A 17,551-nucleotide genomic window follows, 5' to 3' on the forward strand; every position below is an offset into this window, starting at 1 on the left:
CGCTCTTTTCTGAGCTGTGCTCGTCAGATTTCCTCTCGTTCTATTTTTAAATCCAATTTATGATGAATATGCAGTTGCGCTTTCACGCATAACAATAGTTCTGGTCTTTATTATGCTGGTTTTAACTATAAAATGAGTATAAAAATGAACAAGAATATGGATGCTCAAACCTGGGGGCAAATACGACAAGTGGTTGCGCAGGCGCAGCGCGCCAGTATGCACTGCTCCATCGCCAGTGTGAGTCCAGAAGGTATCCCGAATATCACCCCGATTGGAACCTTATTTTTAAACGACAGCTCTCCCACCGGTTTCTTTTTTGATACCTACTCTGCCACGCTGCAACAGCATCTCAAACATAATGCGCAGGCCTGTATTCAGGCCGTAAACAGTAGCCGCGGGTTCTGGCTAAAATCAATGATGTCAGGTCAATTTCGCACTTATCCGGGTGTGCGTTTATATGCTGAAATTGGTGAGTTACGCCCGGCCACTGCCGGGGAAATGCATCAGGTACACCGCAGAATTGCGCCGTTAAAATGGACACGCGGCAGCAAGCTGATCTGGTCGGATTTCACCCAGGTTCGGGAGGTGCATATTCATGCGTTTAGATGGGTAGAATATCCATCAATGATGCCAAAGACATCCTCTCTTTTTTAAAGCAGGCCGACATCCTTAAACAGACCGCAATAAAGTTCAGCCTTTTTCTCCACCGCTAAGGGATAGGCGCGAGATGAAGACGGCATACGGTATAAATGCAGCTCTCGACCAGCAAAGATTGCCTGTGAAGATTGGCCAATTACCGGTTTCGGCGTGCCTTCCGGCATTGATTCCATCAAGGTATCAGTGGCTTTATCGCCCGTGGTCATAATGTACTGGCACAGCGGCATTTGCTGGAGCAGCCGATTTAAATCGGTCGGGGTGTGAATATGCAGAAATTTATCTGAAGCATTGCCCTTTAAACGGCTAATCCGGTAGGCGGTATCAAACAGTGCAATACCGGTATCTTTTAAAAAGTTTTGAATCAGTTCAAGCTGAAAGTTTTTATTCGGCAGGTCTAAAAAATAGTTTTTATCCTGAAAAAAGCAGATACCAAAAATCCGCCACATATCATTCTGATAATTCGGATAATAAAATTCCATTTTCCAGCGGTTTTTGGGCGGTGGAAAACTGCCCATCATCAGTAATTTGGCATTGGATGGTAAAAAAGGCTCAAAGGGATGGGTTTCAATTTCAAGATCATCAATCATAAGGTGGCAAACTCAATTCACTTTATTCATCTTAAGCCGTTGTTTAATTTTGAGTGTTACTTCTTTGCCCCATATTTGATAAATTTCTTTACTCGGATGAAAGCCATCTTCGGCCATTTCCAGTTGCATCTGCTGATATTGCGCAATGTCATATTCAATCCAGTCCATGTTTGGCTGTTTTTGAATAAATTTATGCAGTTCACGGTTCATCTGCTTGGCATATTGGCCAAACAGCCATGCCAGCGGGTTCGGTAAAGCCGGGAAAAGCTGCATCGGTGGTACACCTGCTGCAAGGATGAGTTGTGGCTGAAATTTAGCTGCAATCAGCTGATACAACTGCGCCTGCTTTTGAATCCAGATATCGGCTGGTATCAATTTGGTGACATCATTCACCCCGACCGAGGTGACCACTACATCAAACTTTTCAGTGTCCAGCTGCTGAACGCTTTGAATGACCTGCCCCGTGGTATTGCCTGTTTTGGCATGCAGTTTCCAGCTGACCTGAAATTCGGAAGTGAGTCCGGCCAGAATCGCGCCGAGCAAGGCATCTTCCTGATGGCTAACGCCAACGCCGGCAGCGGCTGAATCACCCAGAATCAAAATAGATAAGGCCTGTCCCTGACCGCTCGTGCCTTCACGTTCCCCTTCTGGCTCTGCCAGTCTTAAGGTATTTTTCTTGACCCGGCGGCCTTGAATAATCAGGGCGGGAATTAAACCCAAGGTTGCAAGCTTCAGAAACATCGCATTGTCGATCATCTTCAAAAAAATCGGGCCTATTTTAACCAAAATAAGCCCTCTATTTTTATCTTTCTATGAAATATTTTTAAATTTTCAAATATTTAAAACAAACATTTAAAATAAAAAGTGAAAAGCGCCAAATGGAACTTTTCACTTGATATACATGTGGATTAACCGAGTTTATTGACCAGTTTTAATGGTAAGACTTTCATGGCCAAGCCCAGTGGCAACCATGGCCATTTCGGCACATAGGCTTTTACCGGTGCTTTTTCAATTTCTGCAGCCAGTAAGCGTGAACCAGTTTGCTCATCCACTTCAAATGGTAATTTTTTCGCGCCTTCGTTAATTTCGGTACGGATATACCCCGGGAAAATGGTGGTAACTTTAATTGGCGTATCAATCAGCTCGGCACGGATGCCTTCGGCCAGATGTGCCACGCCGGCTTTACTGGCACCATACGCCGTCAGATGTTTTGGCATACCACGCATTGCACTCATGGAAGAAATCATCACCAGATGGCCAGAATTTTGAGCACGGAAAATTTCTACCGCAGCTTCACATTGTGCCAGCGCTGAAATAAAGTTGGTTTCAACCGTGGCGCGGTTAATCGCAAAGTTGCCCTTACCGATCCGGCGGCCTTCACCCACCCCGGCATTGACAATAATCCGGTCAATTGTGCCGAGTTCTTCTTTAAAGGCACGAAATACCTCAAATACCTGATCATAATTGGTCACATCTAAAGTTTTTGCGGCCACGCTCACGCCGTACTTGCTTTCCAGTTCCTGTTTTAAGCTTTCCAGACGTTCCATACGACGTGCACAAATGGCCAGGTTATAGCCTTTTTGCGCAAATTCGCGGGCCATACCGGCACCAATACCGGAACTTGCGCCGGTAATTAAAATTGTTTTGGTCATCTGTCTATTCCTTGATTAAATCCAGGTTAATAATTCTGGATGTTGTGCTTTTATAAAATGATGTTCATTCAGACTTAACAGTTGTGGCTCATTACCAACCAGACGCAAAGTGGTCATGCTGGTATTGGCGATGGCCCAGTTCAGTGCAAAAGTCCGGTTAGGATTCAGTTCCAGAATTTTTCCAGCAACAACCGAAATGACGCCGCCCGAAGTAAACACAATCGCGTAACGCGGTTTGGTTTGGGCCAGTTCATCACACAGGTTTTGCAAGGCGGTTTCGACCCGGGCCTTGAAATGCGGCCAGGATTCTTCATATTCATGGTGATATTCACCGCCAGTCCAGCGTTCAATGGCACCTTCAAAAATTTTTGCCAGATACGCCCGCGGATTAAGCTCTTTGGCTACATCGGCCTTTAATAAATGCGGTTCATTAAAACGCGGTTCGTATTGGGCAAATACTTGTTGATGGTTAAACTCGTTCCAGTCCGGATTGGTGACCAGATGAGCTTCAGGGAAACATTCGGCCAGAGCGATCTGTGCAGTCTGCTGATGGCGCTGCATGGAGCCGGCCACCACATAGGGTTCTTCTTTTAAGATGTTGTCAAAATACTGCCCCAGCAGTTTGGCCTGCAATTCCCCATTCGGCGAAAGCTGGTCATAGCTTTCTGCACCAAAAGAAGCCTGGCCATGACGGATTAAATAAATGGTCGTCATTTCGGCAGCAGCTCCTTAAATTTGGCCATGTATTTTTGTGCCAGCTCATTGGCTTCAATTTTTTGCAGCCCAATCAGTTTTAAGGCGCGGATGTGCAAGGCATGAATCACAATCCAGAAATCTTTAAAGGCCGGATTATTGGTCTGTTTATGATAATAACGGTAGTAAATCTGCTGGGCGATCACCGCCAGACGGAAAATCCCGAACACTTCATAGAAGGTCCAGTTTTCCGGTTGCAGGCCGGTTTTTTCCAGATAGTAATCGACCACCTGTTTACGGGTGAACATGCCTTTTAAATGGGTCGGCTGACGGCGGGTGGCTTTAAAAATCTGGTTATCGGTTTCTTCTACCCAGTAGGCCAAAGCGGAACCAAGATCCATCAGCGGATCGCCCAGAGTTGCCATTTCCCAGTCCAGCACGCCAATCACTTCGGTTGGATGCTGCGGATTTAAAATCACATTATCAAAACGCCAGTCATTGTGAATAATGCAGGTGGTGGAATCTGCCGGAATATTCTCGTGCAGCCATTTACGTACATATTTAAATGACGGCACATTCAGGGTTTTGGCTTTTTCATAACGGCTGTCCCAGCCTTCCACCTGACGACGGCAATAGCCCTCACCTTTACCGAGTTTTTCCAGTTCAGTGCCCTGATACGGCACCTGATGCAGCTCGATTAATTTATCAATCACATTAATGCACAGTTCCTGAACCTGGTTTTCATCAAAGTTCAGTTCTGGCGGCAGTTTGGCCCGCGGGATAATGCCTTCCACGCGCTGCATGATATAAAAATCACAGCCAATCACCGATTCATCCTGACACAGCGCCACCATCTGTGGTAACACCGGATAAAACGGCGCCAGATTTTTTTGTACATGATATTCACGCGCCATGTCATGCGCAGATTTGGCTTTGGTGCCTTTGGGTGGGCGACGTAAAATTAAATCGGCATTACGATAGTTCAGACGATAGGTCCAGTTAGAGGCACCACCTGAATATTGGGTCACTTCCACGGGTTCCTGAACATCAACCCCTTGTGCCTTTAACCATTGGCTTACTGCCTGAATATCCAGTTCCTCGCCTTCACGAACCTGACCGCCAACATCAATCACTGACATGTTATTTTCCTGATTTTTCACTTTTTTAGGTCTTGCCCTATTAGAGCATTTTCAGCTGTAAAGACCCACACTGTTTCTGGTGTTTTGCCACTTATTTTTTACGACGGGTACTGTAACCGCGTTTGGCCAGTTCCAGTTTGGCAATCATGCCTTTATGCACTTCATCGGGACCATCGGCCAAACGTAAGGCACGTGCCTGGGCAAAGAAACCGGTCAATGGCGTATCGCGGGACAGCCCGGCACCGCCGTGGATTTGCATGGCCATATCCACCACTTTTTCCAGCACGCTTGGCGCCACTACTTTAATGGCAGAAATTTCTGTTAAGGCGGCCATATTGCCTAAAGTATCCATTTTATAGGCAGCATAAAGTGTTAACAGGCGTGCCTGATCAATTGCCACACGCGCTTCGGCCACACGCTCCAAATTGCCACCGAGTTTCAGGATTTCCTTGCCAAAGGCAGTCCGGTTCATGCCGCGGTCAATCATCAGTTCCAGTGATTTTTCTGCCGCACCGATACAACGCATACAGTGATGAATACGGCCGGGTCCTAAACGGCCCTGGGCAATTTCAAAACCTTGGCCGGCACCGCCAATAAAATTGGCCACTGGCACGCGGACATTGTCAAAGCTGACTTCACCATGGCCATGCGGCGCATCATAATCGCCAAACACCGGTAACATACGTTCAATTTTCACCCCTGCAGTATCGACCGGGACCAGCACCATCGAATGTTGATGATGACGGTCTTTGCTTTCGTCCGGGGTATGCGCCATAAAAATAATGATTTTGGCATTCGGATCGCCCAGACCCGATGACCACCATTTACGCCCGTTCAGGACAATCTCATTACCATCTACCACCGCCGTGGCCTGCATATTGGTCGCATCAGAAGAGGCGACTGCCGGTTCAGTCATACAAAACACCGAGCGGATTTTGCCTTCAAGCAGCGGCATCAGCCATTGCTGTTTTTGCTGTTCTGAACCATAACGCCATAACACTTCCATGTTGCCGCTATCTGGCGCGTTACAGTTAAATACGGTCGGGGCAATCAGGCTACGGCCAGACAGTTCGGCAATATGTGCATATTCCTGCACTGACAGGCCCTGTCCTAATTCAGGACAAGGCAAAAACATATTCCACAGTCCCGCGGCTTTGGCCTTGGCTTTTAAACTTTCTAATTGAGCCGGCCACTGCCATTGCGTCCAGTCACCGCCCTGATTCAGTTCATGCACCTGCTGCCAAAAGTCGGCTTCAATTGGTTCAATTTCTGTTTGAATAAACTGTTGGGTTCTTTCGAGATAATCCTGTGCGCGTGCTGACAATTCAAACATGACTGTAGCTTCCTCAATCTGTTGTTATATTGGCTTTACAACACCTTAACCTAAAAATTATTATGCATGAAATGATTTTATTGAATTAAGCACTATGCACAATATTCATAATAATAGCCCAATGGATCTGGGTACTTTTCATCGTATTGATATTAATTTATACCCGCTGTTTATTGCGATTTTTGAACAAAAAAATATTTCCAAAGCGGCGCAGCTCTTATGTATCAGCCAGTCGGCGACCAGTCACGCTTTACAAAGGCTTAGGTTACAGTTACAGGATGATCTGTTTATTCGCACCGGCCATCAGATGTTACCAACGCCGTTTGCCGAGCAGATTTATCCGACTATTAAAACTGCGCTGCTGTCTATTCAGCATATTGCCCGGCAAAAACAGCAGTTTGAACCGGCGATGGTACATACCCTGAAAATTGCCATACATGATGAAATTGAACCGATTATTTTTCCCAAACTGGTGCAGCACTTTCAGCAGCTGAACTTGGAGATTCAGTTTTTAAGCAGCAAGCTGGACCGTAAAACCATGATTAATGATCTGGCCACCCAGCAAATTGATTTTGTGATTGATCTGGAACACAAGCTGGGCGATAAAATCCAGTTTCAGGCGCTGGTCCAAGACCGTTTCGTGGTTTGTAGCCAGCGTTCATCCATAGATAAAGAATTATATTTGTCTGCGCCGCATATTGGTGTTTCTTCACGCCGTAGTGGTCTGCTGCTGGAAGATATTTATTTAAAGCGCAATCAGCTGTCTCGAACCCTGTTATTACGCTGTCAGCATTATTCCACTGCCCTGCAAATTCTGGCGCAGCATGACACCGCGATACTGACTATTCCGGAAAGTATTTTGCGACATTTACATATTGACCCGAAGCTGCATATTTTTGAATCGCCTGTCGACCTGCCGCAAATTGATTTGGGGATGTTCTGGTATAAGGAGATGCAGGAGAATGCACGTCATGCATTTTTAAGAGCGGAGATTTCTAAAATTTTTGCTTAGGCTATTTCAGTAGATTAATCTTAATTATGCTTAGGCTATTTTAAATGAGGTCAGAAAATTTACTTAGGCTATTTAGATCACTCAAATTCAAGGCGCTTTATCTTCATTAAATTTCAAACATCGCTCAAGCCCTTGCCAGATCAGGCGTTGCAGCGTAGCTGATTTGTTAAAAACTAGCTAATTGGCGATTTAATCGACCGGCGAATTGCGCCATTTCTTTTACACTAGCACTTTTATTTTTCACGGTTTACAGCTGGCTGGTCTGTTCAGCTGAATTGAAAGCGTCTATGTTGACTGAACTCTCCCCTTTCTGGCTGCTGGCATTGGCCGCTGGATGCTGTCTTGTTGCGTTTATGCTGTTGGGTAAGATTTCCCGCTTTGTGCAGCAACTGTTTCGACCTTTTAAAAAAGGCAAAACCTATTGGGCGCGGGTCACTGCGGTCAGCGATGGCGATACCCTCACCCTGTACCGTTTTAATTTAAGACGTTCAGAAACCCGCATCCGCTTTGCCTATATTGATGCGCCAGAATCGAGTCAAAGTTATGGTCCGGAAACCCGGCGTCTGGTGAAAACCATGCTGCATCAGAAGGTGGTGCGAGTCAAAATTACCGATATTGATCGCTATGGCCGCCATGTCGGGGTGATTTATCGCTACCGTAAAAATGTCAATGAAGAACTGGTCAAACGTGGCGCCGCCTGGGTCTATGAAGATTATATTCGTGATCGCAAGCAGCTGGCGCATATGCGTGCCTTACAGACTCAGGCCAGAGCACGGAAAAAAGGCCTCTGGAAAAGTAGCCGCCCGGTGCGGCCAAGTGTCTATCGCAAACAGAACCGTAAATAAAATGCTCAGGCGGATTTTTAAAGTCCGAAGATGATTCAGCTTAATAAGCCCATTGCACCAGCAAACGAAAAGCCCCGGCAATCAGCGCCAAAGCCACAAAGCCGGCCAGCCAGAGACCAATAAACCACAGCAGCTGTGTACGTTTCATTGCGGCTCCTTGATGACTAAGGGAATAACTGACCTATAATGATGTGCTTCATGTCGATTTTCTTTAATGATAGCCATCATCCCCCACCCGGACTTTATGGCGAAAAATCCAATAGGACATCGCGCTATAACCTAGAATAATCGGAATTAAAACTAGCGCGCCAATGAGGGTAAAACGCTGACTGCTTTCCGGCGCAGCCGCCTGCCAGAAGCTGACCGAGGGCGGAATAATATAAGGCCATAAACTGATTAAAAAGCCGCTATAGGCCAGAAATACCAAGGCCAGCGTATACAAAAACGGCCGAAACTGTTGCCGCTGCCGGCAGGCTTTTAAAGCCAGATAAGTAAAGGTCAGTACCAGTATTGGCACCGGAGAGAAATACAGTAACTGCGGCAGATTAAACCAGCGCTCGGCAATGTGCGGCTGGGTTATCGGGGTATAAATACTGACGGCTGCTAAAACAATCAATAGGCCGATCAGCATCTTCGGCATTAAACGGTACATGCGCTGCTGTAGTGCCTGATCGGTTTTAAAAATGAGCCAGCCACAGCCCAGAGTGGCGTATAGCATCACCACGCCTACACCGGTAAACAGGCTAAACGGCGTTAACCAGTCCAAGCCATGGCCCGCATATACCCCCTGCTCGGTACGAATACCCTGAATATAAGCGCCCAAAATCACACCTTGTAAAAAGCTGCTCAAAACAGAGCCACCAATAAAGGCTTTATCCCACCAATGTTTGCTGCTGTTGGCCTTAAAACGGAACTCAAAGGCAACACCGCGAAAAATTAAGGCAATCACCATTAAAATGACCGGTAAATACAGGGCTGAAAGCACCGTGGCATAGGCCAAGGGAAAAGCAGCAAACAGGCTAGCGCCTCCCAGCACCATCCAGGTTTCATTGCCATCCCAAATTGGCGCGACGGTATTCATCATCACATCCCGCTCTGCCTGTTCGGGAAAAAATGGAAATAAAATCCCGATACCCAAATCAAAGCCATCTAACACCACATACATCAGCACCGCGAAGGCAATAATCCCGATCCACAGCAAAGATAAATCTATCATGGCTCATGCTCCTGTTTGGGGCGCTCGGCGGGCGGGTTAAGCCGCTCGGTGACACTGCTTAACGGCCGTCTGGAGGCTTGAGTAAGCTCAGCATCAGAGGCTGATGATGGCGCTGAATGAATCAGTTCCGGCCCTTTGTGCATCAGTCTGAGCATGTAATAAATGCCCATCCCAAACACCACAAAATACACCAGTACAAAAATCATCAAACTCAGGCCAACCTGCTCTGCAGATACTGGCGATAAGGCATCTTCGGTGCGTAACACCCCATAGACCACCCACGGCTGGCGGCCGACTTCTGTGGTAAACCAGCCGGCCAATAAGGCAATAAAACCAGAGGGTCCCATCCATAGGGCAAAACGCTGAAAACGACGATGTTCATATAAACGCTGCCGTTTACGTAGCCACAATCCCCACAGCGCCAAAATTAGCATCAACACGCCTAAGCCGACCATAATCCGGAAACTCCAGAACACAATGGTCGAATTGGGCCGATCTTCCGGGGCAAATTCTTTTAAGCCAGTGACGGTGCCATCTAGCGAATGGGTCAGAATTACGCTGCCTAAATTGGGAATCGCCAGTGCATATTTGGTTTCTTCGGCCTGCATATCGGGAATACCAAACAGATACAGCGGCATGCCTTTCTCATGATTGGTATCCCAATGCCCTTCCATCGCTGCCAGTTTGGCTGGTTGATGTTGCAGGGTATTCAAGCCATGTAAATCGCCCACCAGCACCTGTAAGGGAGTTAAGATCAGCATCAGCCACAAGGCCATTGAAAACGAGGTTTTTACCAATGCATCCCGACGGCCTTTAAGTAAATGCCAAGCGGCCGTGGCAGCCACCAGCAAAGCAGAGACCAAAAAGGCAGCAATGGCCATATGCGCCAGCCGATACAGGAATGACGGATTAAAGACAATGGCCCACCAGTCCTGTGGCACCAGAATGCCATTTTCGATGCTGAAACCTTGCGGAGTTTGCATCCAGCTATTGGCTGATAAAATCCAGAACATGGAAATACAGGTGCCAATTGCGACCATTAAAGTCGAGAAAAAATGTGCTTTGGGTCCTACCCGTCCCCAACCAAACAGCATGATGCCGAGAAAACCCGCTTCCAAAAAGAAAGCGGTGAGCACTTCATAGGCCAATAATGGTCCGGTGACACTGCCGGCGATACGGGAAAATTCACTCCAGTTGGTGCCAAACTGATAGCTCATGACAATGCCAGAAACCACCCCCATGGCAAAGGCGACCGCAAAAATCTTGACCCAGAATTTAAACAGGTCCTGATAAATCGGATTACGACTGCGTAACCAGCGCCATTCCAGAATCGCCAGAAAACTGGCCAGACCAATGGAAATGGCCGGAAAAATGATATGAAATGAAACTGTAAAGGCAAACTGAATCCGGGCCAGTTCCAGCGCGGTAAAACCGAGGGTCATCATGCCACCTTTCAAAAGGTCGAGCTGCGCTCAGGGTGTAGAGTTTTAAATATAGCGTTTTGAATTTTTCTCATCGCACTTCAGCATAGGACGAAGTTGTATAGGCCTTGTGTAGGCTTTTGATCAAGAATCTTTAAGCGAGTAATTTCTGCAACTGATGAGTTTTTTTGGAAGATAGAAGCGCTGATTTTTTATTCTTGCGGTTTATCAGCTGGATAGACAGGACTGGATGAGAGGAATTTTTGTAGTTCAGTTGATTGACCTTAACACTGCTTAACAAATCTATAGCAATACACGTTGCCCCCTCATCTTTTATCATCTGTTTTTTTGAATCCTTCGCAGGCTTCCCTACTTGAAAAAAATTCCGAACAGGCGTACATTGACTTTGTTTTAGTTACCCTGGTTAACTATTTTTTTTATGCCAAGCTCTCCCTTAAAATTTCGTACCGCTTTATTACGCTGCGCACGTCTGTTCAGCGATGAAGTCAATACCCTGTTATTGCCGCATCAGCTTAATTATTCCTTGTGGCAGGTGTTATATGTCATTCATTTAAAACAGCAATGTACCCAGGTGGATATTGCCGCCTATTTAAAGGTGTCCAAACCGAGCATCACCAAACGTATTCGGGTGTTGCTGGACTTGGGTTTAATCCATCAGCTTGAAAGTAGGGATAAACGGCAGAAATGCCTGACTTTTAGCTCTCACGGGCAGGAACTTTTCAAGCATTGTTCAAGCCAGATTGATCAGTTTGAACAGCAGCTGCTGCAGTCTTTTGCAGTTGCGGACATCGCCCATACCCGCGAGATCCTTAATCAGCTGAGTGAACAGTTACAACCGACCCTACAAGGTGAAGACAAATGAGTTCAGCACAAGCACCGCTATGGACCAGAAACTTTATCCTGGTCGGCCTGATCAATTTTCAACTGGTACTGATTTTTTATCTATTGGTGATTGTGATTGTCGGTTATGCCGTGGCGGAATTAAATGCCAGCATTGCCGAAGCCGGTTTAATTTCAGGACTGTTTATTGTCGGTACCTTATTTGGCCGTCTGCTGATTGGCAAATGCCTACAGCGTTTCGGTTATCGTAGCACCCTGCTTTTTGGGCTGGCCGGTTTCTTGCTGGTTTCCTTAGGCTATTTTATAGAGATGGGGGTGACTGCCCTGCTCGGCATCCGTTTTATTCATGGCTTTATGATGGGAGTCGCCTCTACCGTACTCGGCACAGTCATCGCACAAACTCTGCCGCCCACCCGCCGTGGTGAAGGTATTGGCTATTACAGCATGAGCAGCACCCTGGGTACGGCGATTGGTCCTTTTGTCGCGATCTGGATGATGCTGCACACCAGTTATCAGACGATTTTTAGCTTATCCAGTGTCTTGGCGCTGGGCTGTCTGGTGGTGGCCTGTTTTATCCGGATGCCGAACCTGGCGCAGCCTAAACCTGCAGCCACCGCGACAGCAGGTAAAAGCTTTGGCTTCTGGACCCAATATCTGGAAAAGAATGCACTGCCGATTTCCCTGATTATGCTGTTTGCTTCTATCTGCTATTCCGGCGTGCTGTCATTTATTAACTTTTACGCCAAAGAAATTGATCTGGTTGAGGCCGCATCCTTATTCTTTTTAATGTATGCCATCGCCATTTTGTTTTCGCGTCCATTTACCGGGCGGCTTATGGATCGTAAAGGTGAAAATATCATTATGTATCCGGCCTTTATTGTAATGGCGATTGCCCTGTTTCTGCTGAGTCAGGCGCATAACTCCAGTATGCTGCTGCTTTGCGCCGGCTTGCTTGGTCTGGGCTATGGCAATATTCAATCAGTCTGTCAGACCATTGCGGTCAAAAGTACCTCACTGGAACGTATGGGACTGGCGACCTCGACCTATTTTATCTGTCTGGACGCCGGGCTGGGCTTCGGGCCGTATTTGATCGGAATCGCGCTGAAATCGGTTAGTTATGCGCAAATGTATTTCTATAGTGCCCTCGCCGCGCTGCTGTGTTTAGGTCTGTATTATCTGCTACATGGTCGTCATGCCCAGCTGGTACAGCCACAGTTATCACGCTAACGAAAGCAACACGCTTAAAACCGCCGGCCAAAGCGCTGGCGGTATTCCATGGGGGTCAGGCCGGTTTTCTTGCGAAATAAACGCCGGAATGAGCTCGGATCTTCATAGCCCACCATTTGCATAATCTGGTCAATCGGCTGCTCGGTTTCTTCCAGCCGTTTTTGCGCAGCTTCAATACGAATAGCCTGCACATACTGATTCGGCGCCACATCTAACACTGCTTTAAAACGGCGAATGAGCGTGCGCGGGCTGATATTAAAGCGCGCCGCCACATCTTCCATATTCAAGTTTTCACTAAAATGCTGCTCCAGCCAATGCTGGATTTCTTTTACCAAACCATCCTGATGTGGCTTGCTCATACGCATCAAGGAATAGGACAACTGGTTGTCACGGCGAAAATCCAGCACAAAGGATTTGGCCGTCTGAATGGCAATTTCAAAGCCATAAAAGCGTTCAATTAAATGCAGGCCCAAATCGAACCAGGCCAACCCGCCACCGGCACAATAGACATGATCGGACTGGGTAATCAGGCGATCCGCCTGTAAATGGACTTCTGGATAGCGCTGCTGGAACAGATCTTTAAAACCCCAATGCGTGGTGGCGCTGCGGCCCTTTAAAATTCCGGCTTCTGCCAGAAAAAAATTCCCGGTACAGTTTCCGGCAATCAGGCATTGGGCTTGATCGGCCTGTTGCAGAACATTCATGAGCAACTGATTTTTTTCCAGAATCTGCTCGATGGAACCGGCCAAAGTCGGAATCACCAGCAAATCGGCCTGCTGGATTTCACTATAGGCCAGATGCGCCTCAATGCGTAAACCATTACTGCATTGCACCGTTTTTCCCTGTGGCGAGGCAATCTGCACCTGAAACAAACGCTGGATGTCCTGTTTCTGAATCCGGTTCCAGCTAATGCCGGCCAGACTGAATAAATCGGCCACACCGGTTATGGCCGAAGCCAGTGCACCATCATAGGCCAGAATAAAAACCCGCTTCATGCTTTCTTCCCAAATGTCGTTTTTAGCTCCTTGAGTGTCATTATTGACAATTTATCTGCCAATACAAGTCTTGTTAAGCTAAGAGCAATCAATAAAAACAGGTAACGGCATCCCATGACCGCACTCATCAATCAAAAAGATCTGGATTTTTTACTCTATCAGGTATTTTCAGCCGAACAGCTGACCCAGCTGGAACGTTATCAGGAACATGACAAAGCCACCTTCGACAGTATTTTAGATACGGCGCGCGGCATTGCAGCAGACTATTTTGCCCCGCACAATGCCAAAGGCGATGCGCAAGAACCGCATTTTGATGGTACACAGGTACATACCATTGCCGAAGTGAAACAGGCCTGGCAACAGTTTGCCCAGGCCGGTCTGTTATGTGCCCAGCATGATTATGATCAGGGCGGTATGCAGCTTCCCACACTGATTAATATGGCTGCCAATGCCTATTTTATGTCGGCCAATCCTGCCACCGTGGCTTATTCATTTTTAACCGCCGCCGCAGCGAATCTGATTCAGGCCTTCGGTACCGAGCAGCAGAAACAGACCTTTGTCCCGTCGATGTTCAATGGCCGCTTTTCCGGCACCATGGCCATGACCGAGCCGAATGTCGGTTCCTCTCTGGGTGATCTGACCACCAAAGCCATTCCACAAGCTGATGGCAGCTACAAAATTAAAGGCCAGAAAATGTTTATTTCTGGGGGTGATCAGGACATTACTGAAAATATTGTGCATCTGGTGCTGGCGCGGATTCAGGATGCGCCACAAGGTGTCAAAGGCATTTCCCTGTTTATTGTGCCGAAATTCCTGACCAATAAAGATGGCACGCTGGGTGAACGCAATGATGTCAAACTGGCTGGCCTGTTACATAAAATGGGCTATCGCGGGACAACATCGACTGTGCTGAATTTTGGTGAAAATAACCAATGCTTAGGCTATTTGATTGGTGAAGCTGGTCAGGGCCTGAAATATATGTTCAAAATGATGAACGAGGCGCGTGTCGGTGTTGGGCTGGGCGCCGCGATGATCGGTTATCGCGGTTATTTGGAATCGCTGGAATATGCCAGAAACCGTCCGCAAGGCCGACTGGCCAGTGAAAAAAATAGCGACAGCAAACCGGTCAATATTATTGAACATAGCGATGTGAAACGGATGTTGTTAGCGCAAAAGGCCTATGTAGAAGGAGCTTTGGCATTGTGCCTGTTTGCCGCGCGACTGATTGATGAACATCAGGCGGGTGGCTCGGAAGATAGCGCCATTCTGCTCGACCTGATCACGCCTGTGGTCAAATCCTTCCCGTCTGCCTATGGCCCGAAAGCCAATGATCTGGCAATTCAGGTGCTCGGTGGTGCCGGCTATACCCGTGATTATCCGGTAGAACAGTATTATCGGGATAACCGCTTAAATCCGATTCATGAAGGCACTTTTGGTATTCAGTCACTGGATTTACTCGGGCGTAAATTATGGCAGCACAATGGCAAAGGCTTAAATCTGCTAATGCAACGCATCAACACCACGCTGGAACAGATTCAGCATCCGGCCATTCTGGATCTGTCCAGCAAATTCTGCAAACATCTGGCTACGGTACAAAGCACCACACAAAAACTGGGACAGGCGCTTATGCAAGGTCAAACCAATGAGGCTTTGGCCAATTCTGCACTGTATTTAGATATGATGGCTAAAGTGATTATTTCCTGGTTATGGCTGGATATGGCCAACAAGGCGCAACAGCAGTTTGGCCAGTCTGAGTTGGCAGAAGATCAGCAATTTTTAGCAGGCAAGTTGCAAGCGGCGCGCTATTTTATTCGCTGGGAATTACCGGAAATTGAACATCAGGCCAAATTACTCAGTGAATTTGATGATACTTGCCTGTCGATTCACAGCGACTGGTTTTAAAACTGAATGATGGAAAGCAGGTTTTAAATATCTACCTCCTAAAGAAAATCCCCATGTAATAAACTACATGGGGATTTTTTATATACTTCTAGAATGCAAATGTCGTTTAGAATTGTGCATTCAAGACATTGGCCGCCACTTTACCCTGCCACAATTCACGTAGGGTCGGTAAATAGAATTTTTCACCCAGCTCGACCAGTTCTGCATCAATTTGCGCATGAACTTCATGCATAAACAGATAGTCCAGCTCTACCGTCGCCAATTGGCTTTGTGATTTTTTATAGTCCTGACGTTTTTGCTGTGCTTGCTTCACCAAACGGTCTGCAAAAGCGCGATCTTTATATTTCGCAATAGCATTTAAACGCAGCTCAATCAGGCCCCAACCACTGAGCAGCAATTTAAACAGTTCCAGATCTGCCGTGGTTGATTCCCAGGTCATGTCTTCCAGGTTTTCATTTTCAGGCAGCACCGGCAGCAGCAGCTCCATCACACTTGGGAAAATTTTCTTAAAATTTAAAATAAATTTAACAGGATGCTCACCCGGATAATCGGTAAATTGCACCTTTTTCTGAACATCCGTTAAATAGATATCAAGCATTGAAAATTTTCCTAGATAGATTGCTGTTTTACAAAGCTTTATTTCTTAGCTTGTAAAACTGTAATAAAAAACGAATCGCATTTTAGCAATTATGACATCTTATTCAATGTTATTTAAGCCATGTGTCTACATGAGGACGGCTTTAGCTCTAAAATTCTTCAATCTGGAAAGATGACTTTAAACGGTTCGAAGGCTTTTAACTTTTTAAAAACTTTGATTCGGGGCTAGTAGATGGTTCTTTTCTTTATTGGGTTCTTGAGTTTGAATCTTATATTAATCAACATCTAGTTAGTAGTTCAATAAGCACGAACACTCCATATTAAAATGACACACTGTTTTCCTTCAATGCACTCTCCTCTATTATGCTGAGATATCTAAGACTTAAAAAATAACGATGCTTTTTCTTATTGCGATCCTATTTTTAGTTTTTATTCTCTATTACTACAGGCTTGATCAGGCCAGCGCGACGAGCAGCGAGTTTGTGTTCTACCTTTGCCTTTCATTAATCATCCTCTGCATCGTGAACGCCTGGCGTGTGTTGACTTAAGCATCGAGTAAGCATCAAAAAAACCTTCTCATCTCCCAGCGATCACAACACTGCGTATAGCGTGACCCTCTAGTTATACCTATATTTTTTCCTTTCACAAGCGGTTCATAGTACAGGTATATCATCACGGGATTAAAAAAATTAATGTGAGATGTATCGTGAAATACGTAATTTTAATTGTTCTACTGTTAAGCTGTGTAGTCAGCAGTGGCCTGAGTTTCTGGGTTGGATTCAAGGCAAATGATTCATTATTATTGATCATTGGCGGACTGCTCATTTTTGCATCAATCTTGATTGCCCTTGAAATTAAAAAAGTCAAAAAAGATCCGTTCTAAGCCAAGCCGGCAATTTTTCTATGCTCTATGGATGCGGGTATAGCGCCTATTCACGCTCTTTTAGACAATCCTGACAGCGCCGAATTTCTTCATCATCACCCGTGTATTCAACTTCAGTTGCGCCATGAAAGCTAAACAGACAAAGAAGGAACTGGATCATAATATTCTGCTCTTAATAATCTGCCTCCTGTTCTGGAGGACGGAGATGGGAGAAAATCAGAAGCTAGCTCTGATACAAATTTTATATAAATAGAAATTTTAAAAGTTGTCATAATATGACACTCATAAAAATTAATATTCAATTAAATTATCCTATTTCGATAATCCAAATAAAAAATTACCCACTAAACCCAAAAGTTCTGAATAACGACTTTATGGATACTTTCATCGAAATCCAGATTAGACAGACTTAAGTGTTTGTTCTTCATATTGATATAACAATAACTTGCTGCAAGTCCTACACCGATCAAAGCTAATAGTTTCATTGCTCACCTCACCTATTGGAAGATCTGGATTTAAACTATCATTCAA

Annotated in this window: 17 protein-coding genes; 6 read left to right on the top strand and 11 right to left on the bottom strand. The window is 46.0% G+C overall.

All coding sequences use genetic code 11. The annotated features are described in order from the left end of the window. Window positions 1-144: 144 nt before the first annotated feature. Window positions 145-654 carry a pyridoxamine 5'-phosphate oxidase family protein gene (locus tag FTT68_RS09335; RefSeq protein ID WP_160243117.1) on the top strand — a complete coding sequence of 170 codons (510 nt, stop codon included), beginning with the start codon at window positions 145-147 and terminating at the stop codon, window positions 652-654. On the opposite strand, the gene FTT68_RS09340 is transcribed toward FTT68_RS09335, so the two are convergent. The 6 genes from FTT68_RS09340 to FTT68_RS09365 form a co-directional block, all read right to left on the bottom strand. Further along, complete coding sequence (locus tag FTT68_RS09340; RefSeq protein WP_171065083.1) at window positions 651-1,241, bottom strand: uracil-DNA glycosylase family protein; 591 nt, start codon at window positions 1,239-1,241, stop codon at window positions 651-653. The genes FTT68_RS09335 and FTT68_RS09340 overlap by 4 nt on opposite strands. 15 nt (window positions 1,242-1,256) lie before the next feature. Next, window positions 1,257-1,985, bottom strand: coding sequence for an SGNH/GDSL hydrolase family protein (locus FTT68_RS09345; protein ID WP_163170129.1), 729 nt, complete (start codon window positions 1,983-1,985; stop codon window positions 1,257-1,259). 167 nt (window positions 1,986-2,152) lie between these two features. Beyond that, window positions 2,153-2,896: an SDR family oxidoreductase gene (locus tag FTT68_RS09350; protein ID WP_016658074.1), complete on the bottom strand. Its 744-nt coding sequence runs from the start codon at window positions 2,894-2,896 to the stop codon at window positions 2,153-2,155. A 15-nt stretch (window positions 2,897-2,911) separates the two neighbouring features. Next, the gene (locus tag FTT68_RS09355) at window positions 2,912-3,610 is read right to left on the bottom strand and encodes a histidine phosphatase family protein (RefSeq protein WP_016658073.1); all 699 of its coding nucleotides are present in this window, start codon (window positions 3,608-3,610) and stop codon (window positions 2,912-2,914) included. Next, on the bottom strand, window positions 3,607-4,728 hold the full coding sequence (locus FTT68_RS09360) for a phosphotransferase family protein (RefSeq protein ID WP_171431878.1): 1,122 nt from the start codon (window positions 4,726-4,728) through the stop codon (window positions 3,607-3,609). The genes FTT68_RS09355 and FTT68_RS09360 overlap by 4 nt, the downstream gene beginning before the upstream one ends. A 91-nt stretch (window positions 4,729-4,819) precedes the next feature. Next, a complete protein-coding gene (locus FTT68_RS09365; RefSeq protein ID WP_180057244.1) occupies window positions 4,820-6,061 on the bottom strand; it encodes an acyl-CoA dehydrogenase family protein in 1,242 nt (413 codons plus the stop codon). A gap of 94 nt (window positions 6,062-6,155) precedes the next feature. Between FTT68_RS09365 and FTT68_RS09370 the strand changes: the two genes are divergently transcribed. Both FTT68_RS09370 and FTT68_RS09375 read left to right on the top strand, forming a co-directional pair. After that, complete coding sequence (locus FTT68_RS09370; RefSeq protein WP_005178217.1) at window positions 6,156-7,073, top strand: LysR family transcriptional regulator; 918 nt, start codon at window positions 6,156-6,158, stop codon at window positions 7,071-7,073. Window positions 7,074-7,360: 287 nt separating this feature from the next. After that, complete coding sequence (locus FTT68_RS09375; protein WP_005178218.1) at window positions 7,361-7,918, top strand: thermonuclease family protein; 558 nt, start codon at window positions 7,361-7,363, stop codon at window positions 7,916-7,918. A gap of 40 nt (window positions 7,919-7,958) precedes the next feature. Here the strand turns inward: FTT68_RS09375 and FTT68_RS09380 are convergent, their stop codons facing one another. The 3 genes from FTT68_RS09380 to FTT68_RS09390 form a co-directional block, all read right to left on the bottom strand. Next, window positions 7,959-8,066, bottom strand: a complete 108-nt coding sequence (locus tag FTT68_RS09380) for a hypothetical protein (RefSeq protein ID WP_005178219.1) — start codon at window positions 8,064-8,066, stop codon at window positions 7,959-7,961. A gap of 63 nt (window positions 8,067-8,129) precedes the next feature. Continuing rightward, the gene (gene cydB / locus FTT68_RS09385) at window positions 8,130-9,134 is read right to left on the bottom strand and encodes a cytochrome d ubiquinol oxidase subunit II (RefSeq protein WP_005178221.1); all 1,005 of its coding nucleotides are present in this window, start codon (window positions 9,132-9,134) and stop codon (window positions 8,130-8,132) included. Beyond that, a complete protein-coding gene (locus FTT68_RS09390; protein ID WP_180057242.1) occupies window positions 9,131-10,576 on the bottom strand; it encodes a cytochrome ubiquinol oxidase subunit I in 1,446 nt (481 codons plus the stop codon). The genes cydB and FTT68_RS09390 overlap by 4 nt, the downstream gene beginning before the upstream one ends. Before the next feature lie 418 nt (window positions 10,577-10,994). Between FTT68_RS09390 and FTT68_RS09395 the strand changes: the two genes are divergently transcribed. Further along, window positions 10,995-11,438, top strand: a complete 444-nt coding sequence (locus tag FTT68_RS09395) for a MarR family winged helix-turn-helix transcriptional regulator (protein WP_005178228.1) — start codon at window positions 10,995-10,997, stop codon at window positions 11,436-11,438. Next, window positions 11,435-12,643 carry an MFS transporter gene (locus tag FTT68_RS09400; protein ID WP_180175296.1) on the top strand — a complete coding sequence of 403 codons (1,209 nt, stop codon included), beginning with the start codon at window positions 11,435-11,437 and terminating at the stop codon, window positions 12,641-12,643. Before FTT68_RS09395 ends, FTT68_RS09400 begins: the two co-directional genes overlap by 4 nt. 14 nt (window positions 12,644-12,657) lie before the next feature. Here the strand turns inward: FTT68_RS09400 and FTT68_RS09405 are convergent, their stop codons facing one another. Next, window positions 12,658-13,638 carry a GlxA family transcriptional regulator gene (locus tag FTT68_RS09405; RefSeq protein WP_005178237.1) on the bottom strand — a complete coding sequence of 327 codons (981 nt, stop codon included), beginning with the start codon at window positions 13,636-13,638 and terminating at the stop codon, window positions 12,658-12,660. A gap of 114 nt (window positions 13,639-13,752) precedes the next feature. Here FTT68_RS09405 and FTT68_RS09410 point away from each other — a divergent pair, with 114 nt between their 5' ends. Beyond that, entirely contained in the window at window positions 13,753-15,540 is a 1,788-nt protein-coding gene (locus FTT68_RS09410; RefSeq protein ID WP_180057240.1) for an acyl-CoA dehydrogenase, read from the top strand. A 106-nt stretch (window positions 15,541-15,646) separates the two neighbouring features. Here FTT68_RS09410 and FTT68_RS09415 read toward each other — a convergent pair whose 3' ends face one another. Beyond that, entirely contained in the window at window positions 15,647-16,138 is a 492-nt protein-coding gene (locus FTT68_RS09415) for a hypothetical protein (protein ID WP_104471392.1), read from the bottom strand. Between the last annotated feature and the right edge of the window lie 1,413 nt (window positions 16,139-17,551).

This window comes from Acinetobacter sp. Q85-2, assembly GCF_013420555.1.
Lineage (GTDB): Bacteria > Pseudomonadota > Gammaproteobacteria > Pseudomonadales > Moraxellaceae > Acinetobacter > Acinetobacter indicus.